The organism is Gordonia sp. (in: high G+C Gram-positive bacteria) (assembly GCF_052106715.1).
Classification (GTDB): domain Bacteria; phylum Actinomycetota; class Actinomycetes; order Mycobacteriales; family Mycobacteriaceae; genus Gordonia.
Map to the genome: position 1 here is coordinate 1 of NZ_JBQEDL010000041.1, position 16,036 is coordinate 16,036.

Annotated in this window: 15 protein-coding genes and 2 pseudogenes; 8 read left to right on the forward strand and 9 right to left on the reverse strand. The window is 67.0% G+C overall.

The window, feature by feature from the left end; all coding sequences use genetic code 11:
- The 7 genes and pseudogenes from ACTIMF_RS16495 to ACTIMF_RS16525 form a co-directional block, all read right to left on the reverse strand.
- Positions 1 to 239: pseudogene (locus tag ACTIMF_RS16495) on the reverse strand (hypothetical protein); the annotation flags it as partial.
- The gene (locus ACTIMF_RS16500) at positions 236 to 880 is read right to left on the reverse strand and encodes a signal peptidase I (RefSeq protein WP_442351372.1); all 645 of its coding nucleotides are present in this window, start codon (positions 878 to 880) and stop codon (positions 236 to 238) included. The pseudogene ACTIMF_RS16495 and the gene ACTIMF_RS16500, both read right to left, overlap by 4 nt.
- Positions 877 to 1,440, reverse strand: coding sequence for a hypothetical protein (locus tag ACTIMF_RS16505; protein WP_442351373.1), 564 nt, complete (start codon positions 1,438 to 1,440; stop codon positions 877 to 879). Before ACTIMF_RS16505 ends, ACTIMF_RS16500 begins: the two co-directional genes overlap by 4 nt.
- A gap of 32 nt (positions 1,441 to 1,472) precedes the next feature.
- Positions 1,473 to 1,997 carry an alternate-type signal peptide domain-containing protein gene (locus ACTIMF_RS16510; protein ID WP_442351374.1) on the reverse strand — a complete coding sequence of 175 codons (525 nt, stop codon included), beginning with the start codon at positions 1,995 to 1,997 and terminating at the stop codon, positions 1,473 to 1,475.
- A 231-nt stretch (positions 1,998 to 2,228) separates the two neighbouring features.
- Complete coding sequence (locus tag ACTIMF_RS16515; RefSeq protein ID WP_442351398.1) at positions 2,229 to 3,479, reverse strand: glycosyltransferase family 4 protein; 1,251 nt, start codon at positions 3,477 to 3,479, stop codon at positions 2,229 to 2,231.
- Positions 3,480 to 3,517: 38 nt separating this feature from the next.
- The gene (locus ACTIMF_RS16520; protein WP_442351375.1) at positions 3,518 to 5,032 is read right to left on the reverse strand and encodes a 1,4-alpha-glucan branching protein domain-containing protein; all 1,515 of its coding nucleotides are present in this window, start codon (positions 5,030 to 5,032) and stop codon (positions 3,518 to 3,520) included.
- 26 nt (positions 5,033 to 5,058) lie between these two features.
- The gene (locus tag ACTIMF_RS16525) at positions 5,059 to 5,826 is read right to left on the reverse strand and encodes a class I SAM-dependent methyltransferase (protein WP_442351376.1); all 768 of its coding nucleotides are present in this window, start codon (positions 5,824 to 5,826) and stop codon (positions 5,059 to 5,061) included.
- Positions 5,827 to 5,996: 170 nt separating this feature from the next.
- On the opposite strand from ACTIMF_RS16525, the gene ACTIMF_RS16530 reads away from it, so the two are divergent.
- The 7 genes from ACTIMF_RS16530 to ACTIMF_RS16560 all read left to right on the forward strand — a co-directional run bounded on the left by ACTIMF_RS16530 (position 5,997) and on the right by ACTIMF_RS16560 (position 13,047).
- Positions 5,997 to 6,782 carry an electron transfer flavoprotein subunit beta/FixA family protein gene (locus tag ACTIMF_RS16530; protein WP_442351377.1) on the forward strand — a complete coding sequence of 262 codons (786 nt, stop codon included), beginning with the start codon at positions 5,997 to 5,999 and terminating at the stop codon, positions 6,780 to 6,782.
- A gap of 48 nt (positions 6,783 to 6,830) precedes the next feature.
- On the forward strand, positions 6,831 to 7,787 hold the full coding sequence (locus ACTIMF_RS16535; RefSeq protein ID WP_442351378.1) for an electron transfer flavoprotein subunit alpha/FixB family protein: 957 nt from the start codon (positions 6,831 to 6,833) through the stop codon (positions 7,785 to 7,787).
- Positions 7,788 to 7,936: 149 nt separating this feature from the next.
- Entirely contained in the window at positions 7,937 to 8,743 is an 807-nt protein-coding gene (locus ACTIMF_RS16540) for a GNAT family N-acetyltransferase (protein WP_442351379.1), read from the forward strand.
- 92 nt (positions 8,744 to 8,835) lie between these two features.
- Positions 8,836 to 9,600 carry a lysophospholipid acyltransferase family protein gene (locus tag ACTIMF_RS16545; RefSeq protein ID WP_442351380.1) on the forward strand — a complete coding sequence of 255 codons (765 nt, stop codon included), beginning with the start codon at positions 8,836 to 8,838 and terminating at the stop codon, positions 9,598 to 9,600.
- Positions 9,601 to 9,698: 98 nt separating this feature from the next.
- Positions 9,699 to 10,922, forward strand: a complete 1,224-nt coding sequence (locus ACTIMF_RS16550) for a cysteine desulfurase family protein (RefSeq protein WP_442351381.1) — start codon at positions 9,699 to 9,701, stop codon at positions 10,920 to 10,922.
- The gene (mnmA, locus tag ACTIMF_RS16555) at positions 10,922 to 12,025 is read left to right on the forward strand and encodes a tRNA 2-thiouridine(34) synthase MnmA (protein WP_442351382.1); all 1,104 of its coding nucleotides are present in this window, start codon (positions 10,922 to 10,924) and stop codon (positions 12,023 to 12,025) included. Before ACTIMF_RS16550 ends, mnmA begins: the two co-directional genes overlap by 1 nt.
- Positions 12,022 to 13,047 carry a vitamin-B12 independent methionine synthase gene (locus ACTIMF_RS16560; protein WP_442351383.1) on the forward strand — a complete coding sequence of 342 codons (1,026 nt, stop codon included), beginning with the start codon at positions 12,022 to 12,024 and terminating at the stop codon, positions 13,045 to 13,047. Before mnmA ends, ACTIMF_RS16560 begins: the two co-directional genes overlap by 4 nt.
- A gap of 257 nt (positions 13,048 to 13,304) precedes the next feature.
- Here ACTIMF_RS16560 and ACTIMF_RS16565 read toward each other — a convergent pair whose 3' ends face one another.
- Positions 13,305 to 13,691: an MmcQ/YjbR family DNA-binding protein gene (locus tag ACTIMF_RS16565; RefSeq protein WP_442351384.1), complete on the reverse strand. Its 387-nt coding sequence runs from the start codon at positions 13,689 to 13,691 to the stop codon at positions 13,305 to 13,307.
- A gap of 45 nt (positions 13,692 to 13,736) precedes the next feature.
- Here ACTIMF_RS16565 and ligA point away from each other — a divergent pair, with 45 nt between their 5' ends.
- Positions 13,737 to 15,833 (forward strand): NAD-dependent DNA ligase LigA, encoded by a 2,097-nt coding sequence (gene ligA, locus ACTIMF_RS16570; RefSeq protein WP_442351385.1) that lies wholly within the window; start codon positions 13,737 to 13,739, stop codon positions 15,831 to 15,833.
- A 17-nt stretch (positions 15,834 to 15,850) separates the two neighbouring features.
- Here ligA and ACTIMF_RS16575 read toward each other — a convergent pair.
- A pseudogene (locus tag ACTIMF_RS16575) lies at positions 15,851 to 16,036 on the reverse strand (amino acid-binding protein); the annotation flags it as partial.

The window sequence follows — 16,036 nt, forward strand, 5'->3', positions numbered from 1 at the left end:
ATCACGGCGGGCGTGGTGGTGTAGCCGGGATACACCGGGCCGGAGAACGCGAACGTGTATTCCTTGACGCCATTGGCCTTGATCTCAAGGGCAGCCGTAGTGAATTGTCCTGACACAGTCGCTGCACTCGTCGACCACAGGGCCGTCGTGCCGATGGTGCCGGTGCCCAGCAGTACGCCGCACGCGAGTACGGCGCGGACGCGACGCGAGAGGCTGTACGCGAGTCTGGGTCGCCTCACCGGGCCTCCTCGGTCGTTGTCGTGGTGGTTGCGGTGGCGAGCGGAATACGTCCGGTAGGGGTCTCGTCAGGTGCGGGGTCATCGCCGTCCGGCGATTCGTCGTCTTCGCTGAATCCCTTGTAGAACTGCCAGGCGCCATAGACGAACAGCGCCCCGGCGATCACGAACACGACCACAGTTCGCCGGTTACCGGTGAACCACGTGTTGACGTAGCCGAGGTAGGGGATTGAGTACCAGAGTCGGCCGCGCACTTGGACTTCACGCACTGGCGGCTCGTCGACGACGTTGTTCGCGTCCCCTTGAGTGACGAACCGAAGGTCGCCGTCGTCGCCGCGGGTCACTTCGACGATGCGGTGGGTGACGACTTCGGGGTCGCCCGATCGGATCTGGTAGGTGATGACGTCGCCGACCTTGAGGGTGTCGGCAGGCTGTGGTTTGACGACGATCAACGAGCCTGGCGGGTAGTCCGGCCGCATGGATCCGGTCAACACCGTGTACGGCTGGCCGCCCGTGACCTTCGGGACGACGATCGCGGCGAAGAGGATCGCGAACGCTGCGGCCAACAGTAGCCACGACACGGCCTGCCACACATGGTGGAGGACCGAACGCGGTGCTGCGCTGGTAGTCGGGTGTTCAGTCATGGACGCACCTGATCTGCGTCGAAGTTGAACCTGATGCGGAACGTCGCGGACGGTGCGTCGGAGATCGCGACGAGCTTGGCGCGGATGCACCATGTCGTCGACTCGGCGGGATTCAGCCGTTGCGGCGGCGGCGAGTTGAACGAGTGAGTCACGGCGGTCGTGTCATCAGCGACGAAGGCCCCCGACAGGTCAGTCGCCGCGGTAGCGGGGCACGACCCACGCGCGCCGGAGAGGCGAACCTTCACCACTCCGGTGCCCTCGACCGTCGGTCCGGCTGTGGCCAGCGCGAACTCGAGCGGTGTCGTGCCGGCGTTGGAGATGACGAGTTCGGCTTGCCTCGCGTCTCCCGGAGCAAGATTCTGACCGCTCAGAGCGGCGAATTCGAACGACGACCCCGATCCACTTCCCGGGCGCAGGCTCAGCGATCCGGTGTGGACCGTGGTGTCCGAGCCCATGTCCGTCTGGTCGCGCCACAGGGCACCGGTGGTCTGCACCGATCCGAAGATCAGCACAGCCACCAGAACCCCTGCGGCGGCCAGCAGGACGTTCGGTCTGTTCATCGGGTGTCGTCGTCGGTTTCGTTCTGGTCAGGTCAGGACGGACGGACTTGATTGAGAGTCACGTTCATCCCGGAGACGGAGATGGTGGCGCCGACGTCTTCGAGGTTCGGCGTGCTTTCGAGGAAGTTGACGCGGACCGTCACCGCCAGACTGTCACCATTCGATACGGAGATCGGTGTCGTGGTGGTGTTCTGTCCATCGACCGAGGTGGTCACCGTGAAGTTGTCCGACGGCACGGTGTTGGAGCCGAGGTCGACGCCGAGCGTCGCCTCCATGTTCTTGCCGGTCGCTGTGACCGTGCAGTTGCCCGCGTACTCCCAGATGTCGCCCGGAGCCATTAGGTCGGTCGCCGGGTTGACGACGGTGACGCCGTTCGTCGTGGGACTGTCGTCAGTCCAGGCGCCGCCGGTGCCGCAGTTGAGGCCGAACTGGCCGGCCTTGATGTCGCCGCCTGCGATGGCCTCCGTGTCGCTCCACAGCGCGAACGAGCCCGCGCCCCCGAGCAGGATGATGGCGCCCGCACCGACTGCGAGCGCGCCTTTGGTCTTGCGATTCATCTGAAACCTCCTGTGATGGATAGATCACATCCACAGGGGTGTGGTGCTGATCTCTTTCAGATGTTCGCCCGGATCAGCGGAAACGTTTCGCGTTGGCACAGAACAGTCTGTCGTCTGAACAGGTGATTTCCATGAACTGTGGCCGAATTGACCGAATCTAAGCGATCTCGGTCGCCACCTCCTCGGCGCGGAGTGGGACGTAAACGTTCCCGCGTCCGCGGAGTCGCGTGACTACGCGTTGACGTTCGGGTCGCGGTCTGGCATCGGTCGCAGCGGGATCTCGGGACGCGGACGCGGCGCACTCGGCCGAATGCGCGCGGCCCGGTAGACCGCAGCGGTTCGCTGCGCGACGACCCGCCACGTGAACTCCTCGGTGAGCCGCTCCACGGCGCGGCGGGCGCGGACCGCAGCGACCTGCGGGTGGTCGAGGACGTCGCAGACGGCCTCGGCGAGGCCCGCCGGATCGAACGGTGCGAAACTCCGGCCGGTCTCGCCGTCGGTGACGGCCTCGCCGAGCCCGCCGACAGTCGACGTGACCAGCGGTATGCCGGTCGCCGCGGCCTCGAGGGCGACGATCCCGAACGGCTCGTATCGGCTGGGCAGCACGATCGCGTCGCATCGATGCATGAGGGCGACGAGGTCGTGGTGGTCGCGGCGTCCGGCGAAGTCGACTGCCGCTGCCACACCGTGGGTGAGCGCTAACTCTTTGAGCCACGTGATCTGGGTGCCTTCGCCCGCCACGGTCAGCGTGGTGCCCGGGTGGGTGCGCCGGATCACCGGCATCGCGGCGAGTAGGTCCTGCACGCCCTTCTCGTATTCGAGTCGGCCGGCGAACAGCAGTTCTGCCGGTCCAGTGCGTTCGGCACGGGCCGCGAACGACCACGCGTCCACGTCGATTCCGTTGTGGATCACGGTGATTGGAGCGAGGTCGGGGCCGAACAACTGGGTGACCTCGTCGCTCATGGACGCGGAACAGGTGATCAGCGAGTCAGCGTCGCGTGCCAGCCACGCTTCGACCGAGTGCACCTGGCGGTTGACGTGGCCGGCCACCCACCCGCTGTGCCGGCCGGCCTCCGTGGCGTGCAGCGTCGCCACGAGCGGGACATTGAAGACCTCGGCGAGCGCGACCGAGGGGTGCGCCACCAGCCAGTCGTGGGCGTGGACGACGTCCGGGGTCCAGCCCTGGCCGAGAAGTCGCAGGCCCGCGCGGATGAAGCCGTGTCCCATCGCGAGCGTCCACGCCATCATGTCGACGCCGAAGTCGAACTCCGGCGGATCCTCGGCCACTGCGATCACCCGAACGCCGTTCACCACCGTGTCCGTCGTCGGATGTGTGGACGCATCGGTGCCCGACGGCTGGCGCGTGAGCACTGTCACGTCCACCCCGAGGTCCGCGAGCGCCTCGGCCAGATGATGGACATGCCTGCCGAGACCACCGACGACCACGGGCGGGTACTCCCACGAGACCATGAGGACCTTCACCGGTGCGGCGTGCTCCTGTGTGTCGCTCGACTGTGTGCTCACCGCTCCTCCAGACGTCGGGCGTCGAGAGCGCCGAACAGGTTGTCAGCGTTCCGCCAGCCGCGGGCGAGGCGAAGCGCCTGGTCGTCGCGACCGGCATCCGACGCTGCGCAGATCTCACGGGTCGCATGTGCATGCTTGTAGGCGCGGTCCTGGGCGTATCCGGCCGCGGTATCCTTGGACACCATGAACGGCCAGTCCGACTGGACGGTCATCAGGGTCTCGCGAAGGATCTGATCGGACACCTGGTCGCGGGTCGGTGCGCGCGATGGTCGCTTGTCGAGGCTGTCGAGGGCGGTATCGGTGACCTCGGCGTTCAACTGGACCAGGTGCTGCACCTGCGGCCCTTCCCAGACCCGCCAGTCCTTGCCCGAGCCCCACGACGACTCGTTCAGTTCCACTGGTTCACCGACGTAGCCGTTGCGTCGGGCCGTGTCGAGGGTCCCGACGGTGATCCCGGCGTCGGGGAGTCGACGCAGCACTCGCTCGAGCCAGATCGGCCCCTCGTGCCACCAGTGTCCGTAGAGTTCAGTGTCGAACGCGGCCACGACGAGAGCCGGGCGGCCGATGCGCTCGGACTCGGAGATCAGCCGCTCGCGGACCGCGTCAACAAAGTCGTCGACGTGCTTGTCGATCGCCGCGTCGACGCGTTCCGGATCGTATGGCTTCTTCGCCTCGGCAGGCACAGTCTTGCCGGTCACGCGCACCGATTTGAAGCCGGTCTCGTGATCGTAGGTGTGGAAGTCACGGTAATCGGCGTGCCCGGGGTAGCCCGACTTGGGCGACCACACCCGGTAGCTGACCGTCAGATCGCGACCGAACGCGACGACGTCGCTGTCGCCGACGGGACGTCCGAGTGCGGTGTCGCCGTGCAGGGTCGGCCCGTCGACCATGAAGTGGCGGACGCCGGCCGCGGCGTACTCGTGCTCCATGCCCGGCGCGTACGCGCATTCGGGCGCCCAGATGCCCGACGGCGTGGTTCCCACGCGCAGACGCGCGTCTGCGAGACCTTCACGGAGCGACAGACGTCGCAGCCGCGGGTCGAGGAGAGGCGCGAACGGGTGGGCGAGGGGGCCGCCGAGGAGTTCGATGACGCCGGAGGAGACGAGCGGGCGGATCTGCGGACTCCCGCCGTGCCGCCACTGCGTCTCGAAGTCGGCGAGCGCGGCCGCTGCGGCACGGAACTCGCGTGTCCCGGTGTCGGCGCGGTCTCGATCGCGTGAGCCGGCGGCCTCCATCGCTCGTAGCTGCCAGTCGGCGAGCCACTCGTACATCGAGGCCGCTGCGTACGGGTCGTCGAGTTGCGCGGCGAGCACGGGGGTGACGCCGAGAGAGAGCTGATCGGTGAACCCGTCATCGGCGAGACGACGGAGCACCCCGAACACCGGGAGGTAGCTGTCGGCCCATGACTGGTAGAGCCATTCCTCGCCGACCGGCCACCGTCCGTGGTTCGGCAGCCACGGAAGGTGTGAGTGGAGGACGAGGGTGAACTGGCCGGGAACGCGGTCGGTCATCGTGTCAGTAGTCGTCGTCTGCACGCTCAGTAGCGGGCTGCGACGGCCAGCAGATCGAGACTGGCGTCGATGTCGGCATCGGTGGAACGGTGGATGTCGAAGTCGTCGATCGTGATGCCTGCGACGTCATCGACGAGTTCCTCCGGCCAGGGCTCGCCTGCGATCGCACGGCCGATCTGCGCGTCGATGATCGACCCGCCCCACTTGGCGTCCAGTTCTCGCAGGCGATCACCGTGGTGCACGCCGAGCATGGCCACGATGTCGAAGCCGTCGTCCGACAGCAGTTCGGTGAGCTCACTCGCCGACAGCTCGCGTGTGTGGAACGGATTGAGTGGGGTGTCGCGGCCAGGGGAGAAGGTGATCCGGTTCGGGGTGCTCATGAACAGTTCACCGCCGCCGCGCAGCACTCGGTGGCATTCGCGGACGAACTCGCTCTGGTCCCAGAGATGCTCGATGACCTGAAAGTTCACGATGGTGTCGACGGAGTTGTCATCCACCGGGAGATCGATCAGATTTCCCTGGTGCACAACGAGTTCGGGGTACGTTCGACGTGTGTGGGCGACGGCCTGCTCGTCGTAGTCGACGCAGGTCACTGAGCGGGCGGACTGTGCGATCATCGACGCGCCGTAGCCCTCGCCGGAGCCGGCTTCGAGGATGTCGCGGCCTGCGCAGCGTCGTAGTATGTAGTCGTAGGCCACCTCGTGGCGCCGGAACCAATAGTTCTCGGCGGGGATTCCCGGGACGGTTCGTTCGCCGGTGAGAGCGAGCTGATCGGCGGCCTGCGGTTCACTCATTTTCACGAGGGTAGTGGAACAGGTTCGGCTCCCTCGCATCGCGCCGTTCACCGGGGTATGAGAGACGCCACGTTCTGCAGGGTGGTGCGCAGCCGCTACAGTGAAACATGACCCAGGGCCTTACCGGCCGGTAAGTTGCCGAACCCGATGCAGGAGGTCGACGCAGACCCATGACGAATATTGTCGTTCTGATCAAGCAGGTTCCCGACACCTGGTCCGAGCGAAAGCTCGCCGATGGCGACTACACGCTGGACCGCGAAGCTGCTGACGCAGTGCTCGACGAGATCAACGAGCGCGCCGTCGAAGAAGCGCTGCAGATCAAGGAGCGGGGCGAAGGCGAGGTGACCGTCCTCTCCGTCGGCCCCGACCGCGCGACCGATGCGATCCGCAAGGCGCTGTCGATGGGCGCCGACAAGGCGATCCACATCAAGGACGACCTGCTGCACGGCTCGGACGCGGTCCAGACCGCGTACGTGATCGCGAGCGCGCTCGGCACAGTCGAAGGTGTCGAGATGGTCATCGCAGGCAACGAGGCGACCGACGGTCGCGTCGGAGCCGTCCCCGCGATGATCGCCGAGTACCTCGAACTGCCGCACCTCACGCACCTGCGCAAGCTGGAGCTCGAGGGCGAGACCCTGCGCGGCGAGCGCGAGACCGACGAGGGCATCTTCCAGGTCGAGGCTCAGCTCCCCGCGATCGTCTCGGTCAACGAGAAGATCAACGAGCCGCGCTTCCCGTCCTTCAAGGGCATCATGGCTGCGAAGAAGAAGGAAGTCTCCGTCCTGTCGCTCGCCGACATCGGCGTCGAAGCCGACACCGTCGGTCTCGCGAACGCGGGCAGCACCGTCACCGGTGTCACCCCGAAGGCCGCGAAGACCGCGGGTGAGCGCGTCACCGACGAAGGCGACGGCGGCGACAAGGTCGCTGAGTACCTGGTCGGCCAGAAGATCATCTGATCCCGCTCCCCAGATCCAGCGACTACCAAAGACATTCAGGAGAAAATCATGGCTGAAGTACTCGTGCTCGTCGAGCAGGACGCCGAGGGTGGACTGAAGAAGGTCACCAGCGAGCTCATCACCGCCGCCCGCGCTCTGGGCACCCCGTCGGCTGTCCTCGTCGGTAAGCCCGGCACCGCCGAGGGCGTCACCGCCGCGCTCGCCGAGGCAGGCGCCGAGAAGATCTACGTCGCGGAGTCGGACGACGCCGCCAACTTCCTCGTCTCGCCGAAGGTCGACGTTCTGTCCTCGCTCGCCGAGTCGGCCGGTGCAGCGGGTGTGCTCGTCGCCGCCACCGCCGAGGGCAAGGAAGTCTCGGGTCGTCTCGCAGTGCGACTCGGCTCGGGTCTGCTGACCGACGTCATCGACGTTCGTGAGGGTGGCGCAGGCCTGCACTCGATCTTCGGTGGCGCGTTCACCGTCGATGCGACCGCAGGCGGAGACACCCCCGTCATCTCGGTCCGTCCGGGTGGCGTCGAGGCCGAGCCGGCCGCAGGTGCGGGCGAAGTCGTCACCGTCGAGGTTCCGGCGCAGGCCGAGAACGCCGTCAAGATCACCGGCTTCGAGCCGAACGTCGGCGGCGACCGTCCGGAGCTGACCGAGGCGACGATCGTCGTCTCGGGCGGCCGCGGTGTCGGATCGGCTGAGAAGTTCAGTGTCATCGAGGACCTCGCGGACTCGCTCGGTGCGGCTGTCGGCGCATCGCGTGCGGCTGTCGACTCCGGTTACTACCCGGGCCAGTTCCAGGTCGGTCAAACCGGCAAGACGGTCTCGCCCCAGCTGTACATCGCCCTGGGTATCTCCGGTGCCATCCAGCACCGTGCGGGCATGCAGACCTCGAAGACCATCGTCGCCATCAACAAGGACGAAGAGGCTCCGATCTTCGAGATCAGCGACTTCGGCATCGTCGGCGACCTGTTCAACGTCGCCCCGCAGCTGACCGAGGCGGTCAAGAAGCGCAAGTGATCGTTCACTGATCGACGCCAAGAGGCCCGGCCGGAGACTCTCCGGCCGGGCCTCTTTGCGTTTGGACGTACCAGTCTGTTCACTTCGCGTGTGTGGACACGTCACGCCGTCGTGTCCGACTGGTTCGGTCCGTCTCGTTGACTGCAGGCATGACAGTGATGAGTTCGGCAAGGCGCACAGTGCTTCTGTCCGGTGGGGACTACGAAGTGTCGATCACCCAGGACTCCTACGATGTCGACGCTGCGCAGCGGCTGCGTTTCGACGTGTTCAACAACGAGCCCGGCTACTCCGACTCGATCGGCGACGCGGCGTCCGGGACAGACGCCGACCGTTTCGACGAGTACTGCGAACACCTACTGGTCCGTCACCTTCCGAGCGACACGCTCGTCGGCTGTGCCCGCGTCCTGCCTCCACCGCGCGCCATCGTCGCCGGCGGTTGGTACTCGGCGGGCGAGTTCGACCTCGCCCAGCTCGACCCGATCCGCGGCGAGACCGTCGAGATGGGACGCGCCGTCGTCGCGCCCGAGCACCGCAGCGGGTCGGTCACGGCCATGCTCTGGGCAGCGCTGCTCGGATACCTCGAGGACGGTGACTACCGCTACATGATGGGCTGCGTCTCGGTGCCCCTCGACTCGCCGATTGGACGCGGGCGTGAACTGCGCGGCATCCGTGATCTGACGCGCGAGCAGTACCGCGCCGACTGGGAGGCGTTCGCGCACGTGAGAGTCGAGGTCGACGGCAAGAGCCTCGACGAGTTGGACCCGCCGGACAAGCCGCGACTGCCCGCACTGCTGCGCGGATACATCCGCCTCGGATCCCGCGTCTGCGGCGAGCCTGCGTTCGACGAGGTATTCGACGTCGGTGACTTTCTCACCGTCCTGGACCGGACCAAAGGCGAGGCCAGGTACGTCGAGAGACTGCGCGGTGCGATGGCTCGACTCAAGAGTGCGGACTGATAGCGATGAACCAGTGGGTGCCGACCAGTCCCTGTGACACCGGTTGTGTACCGGAGACGCCACGCGCCTCACGGCTGCGGGTGTGGATCCGAGTGAGCGCATTCATCCTGTTCACCGTGATCGCCTTGACGCTCGGCGTGTCGACACTGCTGCTCGGGCGCCGTGTGCGGCACAGCTATTGGCGGGTCAGTTCGCGACTGGTGTTGGCGTCGATGGGTGTCCGGCTGACCATCGACGATCAGCGGGCGCCCGGGTCGCGGAGACTTCGCGGGGCCCTGCTCGTCGCCAATCACATCTCATTCCTCGACATCGTTGCGATGGCTGCGGTCGCGCCCGCGCGGTTCGTCGCCAAACGTGAAGTGCTGCAGATGGCGGGATTCGGATACGTCGCGAAACTGTTCGGCGTGCTGCCGCACGTCCGAGGCGACCTCGGCAGACTGGTCCCGGCAGTGGCCAGGGCCGCGGGGGTGCTCGATCGCGGACGCACCGTCGCCGTCTTCCCGGAGGGGACCACGTGGTGCGGTGGTTCATCGGGCCGCTTTCGCCCCGCCTACTTCCAAGCCGCCGTCGATGCAGGCGTCCCGGTGGTGCCGATGCGACTGACCTATACCGAAGTCGGCCGGCCCGCGGCGCTCGTCGGCTTCATCGGCGACGATTCCGTGGGGACGACGTTCGCCCGGATCGTGTCCGCCCGGAAGCTTGCCGTGACGGTCACCGTCTTCGATCTGGTCCTTCCCGTTCCCGACCGGCGTCTGCTCGCCGAGGTGTGCGAAGAACAGATCATCGGGATCGATCCGATGCGTCAATGGACCCTCGCGCCGGTCGAACGCTCGGATTCGGCTTCGTCGAGGGTGTGACGTCGGCGGACCGGTGCGGCCGCCGATGGGTGGTGTGCCAGGGGGGACCGTGCGGTGATTTTTCAGTAGTCATCACCGCGGCTATCCTGGACCGAGTCATGCCCACACCCCGCTCATCCGTCTACCTCGACAACGCCGCGTCGACCCTGTTGGGCCCTGCGGCGATCGAGGCGATGGCGCAGGCGTGGGCGCATGCGGGCAATGCGTCGTCACTGCACGGAGCCGGGCGTCGGGCGCGCCGCGTCCTCGAGGAGGCGCGCGAGTCGATCGCACAGGATCTCGGTGCGCGTCCGTCCGAGGTGATCTTCACCGCAGGCGGTACCGAATCAGACAATCTCGCGGTCAAGGGCATCTACTGGGCGCGTCGCGCCGCGGATGAGCGCAGGCGGAAGGTCGTGGTCTCCGCGGTCGAGCACCACGCGGTACTCGACCCCGCCGAATGGCTGGTCGACGAGTCGGACGCCGAACTCGTGGTGCTCCCGGTGGACGAGTTCGGGATGGTGCGTGTCGACGCCTTGCGCGAGTTGCTCGCCGCCGAGGCCGACTCGATCGCCGTCATCTCCGTGATGTGGGCCAACAACGAAGTCGGAACCGTCCAGCCGATCGACGACGTCGCTCGCCTGGGCGCGGAGTACGGGATCCCCGTGCATTCGGACGCGATCGCCGCCGTCGGTCATGTGCCGGTCGACTTCGCCGCGAGCGGTCTGGCGGCGATGAGCGTCGCCGCGCACAAGTTCGGCGGACCGCAGGGTGCCGGTGTGCTCGTGCTCAAGCGCGATGTCGCGTGCACGCCGCTGCTGCACGGTGGCGGCCACGAACGCGATATCCGTTCGGGAACCCAGGACGTTCCGTCCGCGGCCGGGATGGCGGCTGCTCTGCGCCACGCCGTGGTCGCCCGCGAAGCCGACAGCGCACTGGTCACGAGACTGCGAGACCGATTGGTCGAGGTGCTCGCCTCGGTGGGCGGTGTTCGAGTCAACGGAGCCTTGGGCGCACGCGACGACGCTGCGCTGCCGGGACTCGTGCACGTGTCCTTCGATGGCTGCGAAGGTGATTCGCTCCTCATGCTGCTCGACGCCAAGGGCATCGAATGTTCGACCGGCTCGGCGTGCACCGCGGGTGTTGCGGCGGCCAGCCATGTCCTGCTGGCGATGGGCCTGGACAAGACGACGGCGCGCGGATCGCTGCGCTTCTCGTTGGCACCCGACAACAATGACGACGATGTGGACGCGGTGGCGCAGGTGATCACCGAGGTCATCGACCGGGCGCGGGCGGCAGGCATGCTGTCGGCCCCGGGCGCACGATCTGGAGGGGGACGATAATGCGGGTTCTTGCCGCGATGAGCGGTGGCGTCGACTCTGCCGTCGCTGCCGCACGTGCGGTGGAGTCAGGCCACGACGTGGTCGGCGTCCACCTGGCGTTGTCGACGGCGCCCGGCGCGCTGCGTACCGGCTCGAGAGGGTGCTGCTCGCGCGAGGACGCCGACGACGCGCGCCGCGCCGCAGACGTTCTGGGCATCCCGTTCTACGTGTGGGACTTCGCCGACCGGTTCAAAGAGGACGTCATCGACGAGTTCGTCGCGTCGTACGCGGCGGGCGAGACCCCGAACCCGTGCCTCTCGTGCAACGAGAAGATCAAGTTCTCGGCACTCGCCGAACGCGCTCAGGCACTCGGTTTCGACGCACTCGCGACCGGCCACTACGCGCGGCTGGTGAACGGTGAACTGCGTCGCGCAGTCGATGAGGACAAGGACCAGTCGTACGTCCTGGCGGTCCTCGACCACGAACAGTTGTCGCGCGCGATGTTCCCGATCGGCGACACCCCGAAGCCGCAGATCCGTGAAGAGGCCGAACGCCGTGGCCTCGCCGTCGCGAACAAGCCGGACTCGCACGACATCTGCTTCATCCCGTCCGGTGACACCCGGGCCTTCCTCGGCGCGCGGATCGGTGTGCGGCCGGGAGCGGTCGTCGATTCGTCGACCGGTGAGAAGCTCGCCGACCACGAAGGCGTCCACGGATTCACGATCGGCCAGCGCAAGGGCCTCGGCGTCGAAGCTCCGGCGTCCGACGGCGCACCCCGTTACGTGACGGGCATCGACCCGGCCTCGGGGACGGTCACCGTCGGCCCGGCCACCGACTTGGACGTGTCGTCGATGACGGCGACCAAGGTGATCTGGACCAGTGGTGTCACCCCGGACGGGCCGGTCGAGTGCACGGTGCAGGTCCGTGCCCACGGCGGTCTGGCACCAGCGGTCGCCACGCCGGTCGAGGTCGACGGCCGTCCGGCGATGCGGATCGACCTCCGTCACCCGTTGCGGGGCGTCGCTCGGGGACAGGCCGCGGTTCTCTATTCGGCCGACGAGACCAACGGCGACCTCGTGCTCGGCTGCGGACGCATCGCAGGCACCGTCGAGTCGGCCGGGTGAATCCGCGCGCTGAGGGCATTCCCTCGGGACTGGGGACTGGACTGGGACCCATGCCGGGCACCGACCCGGCCGAAGCGGTCCGGATCGTGTCGGGTGAGACGGACTTCGCGTTCGTCCCCGAGCTTCCTGGTCGCGGAGTGGGCGCGGATGCGGTCGGGCGGGCAGGCGCCATGCTGATCGACATGCCGTTCGAGATGGTGCACGATGTCTACCGGACGACGTCGCACCCCGGTTCGGCGATGCGCCGCGCGCGCGACTTCTTGGCCTGGGACCTCGACGCCGTGGAGGCGCACTGGGAGGCCGCGGGGCTGCTCGGCGCCGGCCGCCTGCTCAAAGTGCAGTCGTGCGGCCCGTTCAGCTATGCGGCTCAGGTCGAATTGCGCGGCGGGCACAAGATGCTCCGCGACCACGGGGCTGTTCGGGACGTCGTCGCGTCGATGTCGGACGGCTTGTCCGATCACGTCCTCGAGGTGGAGCGCCGTCTCGGTGCGCGGGTCGTCGTCCAGTTGGACGAGCCCGACCTCGACGCCGTCGTGAACGGGACCGTGCCGCCCCTGACCCGGTTGGACACGATTCGACCCGTGCCCGCGTCTGCGGTGGCACAGCGACTCGAAGAGATGGCGTCGGTGATCGGACGCCCGATCATCCTCAACGCCGGACCCCGCCCCAATTCGCAGGTGTACCCGTTGTTGAGTTCGTATTCGGTGGCAGTCGACTTCGCCCGTTCGCTGTCGGACGCCGACAAGGACATGGTGGGGGAATACCTCGACGGCGGAGGAGTCCTGCTGGCAGGCGTCGTCCCGTCGTCCCGGCCGCCCGTGCTTCCGCGCGCCGAGGAGACAGCTCAGCGGATGGCCGCCGTGATCGACGAGATCGGTCTTGACCGAACTGTGTTGCGCGAGAACATCGTTGTGACTCCGGTCTCCGGTCTCGCGGACGCGACACCGGAGTGGGCCGCGTCCGCGCTCCGCCTCGCTGCCGAGTCGGCCGAACTCCTGGCTCAAGACCCGGACGCCTTGTAGACCTGCCGCCGGTCGAGCCCCCGCTGCTCGCTGGTCGAGCCCTTTCTCGCTGGTCGAGCCCTTTCTCGCTGGTCGAGCGGAGTCGAGACCGGGATCTCGACTCCGCTCGATCGGCCGAAAAGCGCTCGATTGGCCGAGAAGCGCTCGATTGGCCGAAGAGCGCTCGATCGGCAGGGAACGCTCGAGTCGCGTTGCTTGTAGTTGGTTGAACGAGCGAAGCGAGCCGAAGCCCGTGGCGGTAGTCGGCAGACGCGTCGTCAGGCGTCCAAGACCGCAATCGCTCGTTTGGGCGCGATCTGCCGGAACGACGCGTCCAGCAGTTCGGTGACTTCGTCCCAGTCGCGGTCGTCGGCGAGATCGATGCCGAGCCAGCCGTAGGCGCCCACATATGCGGGCACGAAGAATCGGCCGTCCTGCACGAGCGCTTCCCGTTCACTGGGGTCGGGAATGAACAGGAGTGCGCTGTCCAGGTGTAGCCGCGTCTGACCCTTCCGCGATCCGCCGTACATCGCGAACATCTTGCCGCACCTAAAGGTCGGCCGACCGTGCGCGATCTTCTCGGTCGCTTCGGGGAGCGCGAGAGCTCGACTGCGGACCTGCGCGAGGATCGGATCGACGTCGTCGAACATGATCGGGTGCCCCATTCCGCCAGGGTAACCGGTGTCGTAGGCCTGCGTTAACCTGAACGCGTGACTGATCCGCAGACGCGAGACACCGAATCTGACGACGCCGCACGCCTGTGGGCCGAGCTCGCCGACGAAGTGCGCGGGCACCAGTTCCGCTACTACGTGCAAGACTCGCCGGTCATCTCCGACGGCGAGTTCGACGAACTGTTCCAGCGTCTGCTCGCGATTGAGGCCGAACATCCCGCGCTGGCGGTAGCCGACTCGCCGACCAAGCTCGTCGGCGGGGGGTTCTCGACCGACTTCACGTCGGTCGACCACCTGGAACGGATGATGTCGCTCGACAACGTCTTCGACGCCGACGAGATGCGCACCTGGGTCTCGCGTACCGAATCCGAAGCCGAACGGGGCATCGAGTTCCTCTGCGAACTCAAGATCGACGGTGTCGCTTTGTCGCTCGTCTACGAGAACGGTGTCCTCGTGAGAGGCGTGACACGAGGCGACGGACGGACCGGTGAGGACGTCACGCTCAACGCGCGGACCATCGTTGGCGTGCCGCACGAGCTCACTGAGACGACCGACCATCCGGTACCCGAGCTGCTCGAAGTCCGCGGCGAAGTCTATTTCCGTCTCGAGGATTTCGCGGCGCTCAACGCGTCGCTCGTCGCAGACGGAAAGGCGCCGTTCGCCAATCCGCGCAACTCGGCGGCCGGTTCGCTCCGCCAGAAGAATCCGCAGGTCACTGCCAAACGTAACCTTCGGATGATCTGCCACGGTATCGGTCGGATCGACGGCTGGCGACCAGACTCCCTGCACGACGCCTATCTGGCGCTCGCCGACTGGGGACTGCCCGTCTCCAAACACACGCGGAAGGCGGTCGGCGCCGACGACGTACTCGCTGCAGTCACGTACTGGGGGGAGAACCGGCACTCACCCGATCTCGACCACGAGATCGACGGTCTCGTCGTCAAAGTCGACGACGTCGCACTGCAACGTCGTCTCGGAGCCACGTCGCGGGCACCACGGTGGGCGATCGCGTACAAGTACCCGCCGGAAGAGGTCACGACCAAACTGCTTGACATCATGGTCGGCGTCGGGCGTACCGGCCGGGTCACGCCGTGGGCGCAGATGGAGCCGGTGACCGTCGCCGGGTCCACGGTTTCCCGTGCCACACTCCACAACCCGTTCGAGGTGGAGCGCAAAGGCGTCCTGATCGGCGACACGGTCACGATCCGTAAAGCCGGAGACGTCATCCCCGAGGTCCTCGGGCCCGTCGCTGACCTCCGAGACGGCACCGAAAGGGCTTTCGTCATGCCGGTGAACTGCCCCGAGTGCGGGACCGAACTGGCTCCGGCGAGGGAGGGCGACAAGGATATTCGGTGCCCCAACCAGCGGACGTGCCCCGGGCAACTCCGTGAACGCCTGTTCTACCTGGCCGGCCGTGGAGCGTTCGACATCGAAGCACTCGGTTACGAAGGGGCGCAAGCACTTCTGTCCAGCGGTGTACTGACCGACGAGGGTGACCTGTTCTCGTTGACCGAGAACGATCTCCGAAAGACCGGCCTATACACGACGAAGGATGGAGCCCTCTCCGCCAACGGTAAACGGTTCTTGGAGAACCTCGACAAGGCCAAACAGGTTCCGCTGTGGCGTGTCCTCGTCGCGCTGTCCATCCGTCACTGCGGCCCGACCCCGTCGCGTGCGCTGGCCACCGAGTTCGGTTCGCTCGAGCGGATCGAGAACGCGACCTTGGACGAGCTCGCGAATGCCGACGGTCTCGGTCCGACACGGGCACAGAGCGTCCACGACTGGTTCACCGTCGACTGGCATCGCGACATCGTCGCCAAGTGGCGAGCCGCCGGGGTGTCGATGGCTGACGAGCGCGACGAGTCGATCGAGCGCACGTTGTCGGGCAAGACGCTCGTCGTGACCGGGTCGCTCGTCGACTTCAGTCGGGACGGTGCGAAGGAGGCCATCATCGCGCGTGGCGGCAAGGCCTCCGGTTCGGTGTCGAAGAAGACGGACTACGTCGTCGTCGGCGACTCGCCCGGCAGTAAAGCCGCGAAGGCGGAGCAGTTGGGCGTGCCCATCCTCGAGGAGGACGCGTTCAAGGTCCTCCTCGAGACCGGCAGCGCACCGGGCGAGACCCCAACCACGGAATAGCGGTCACGCCATAGCGGTCACGGGATGACGGTCGAGATGATCCCGGTGAGATAGCCGAGCCGCGCGACTTCGGAGGGGCGGAACTCCGGTCCGCCGGTCCGACCGAGCAGCAGCGCCTTGGCGCCGTCGCTGAGCGGTGCTGCGGCCAGCGTCGTGTCCATCTCGCGCCAGACGTCGGGGACCCAGCCGGTGTCGGCCGAGAC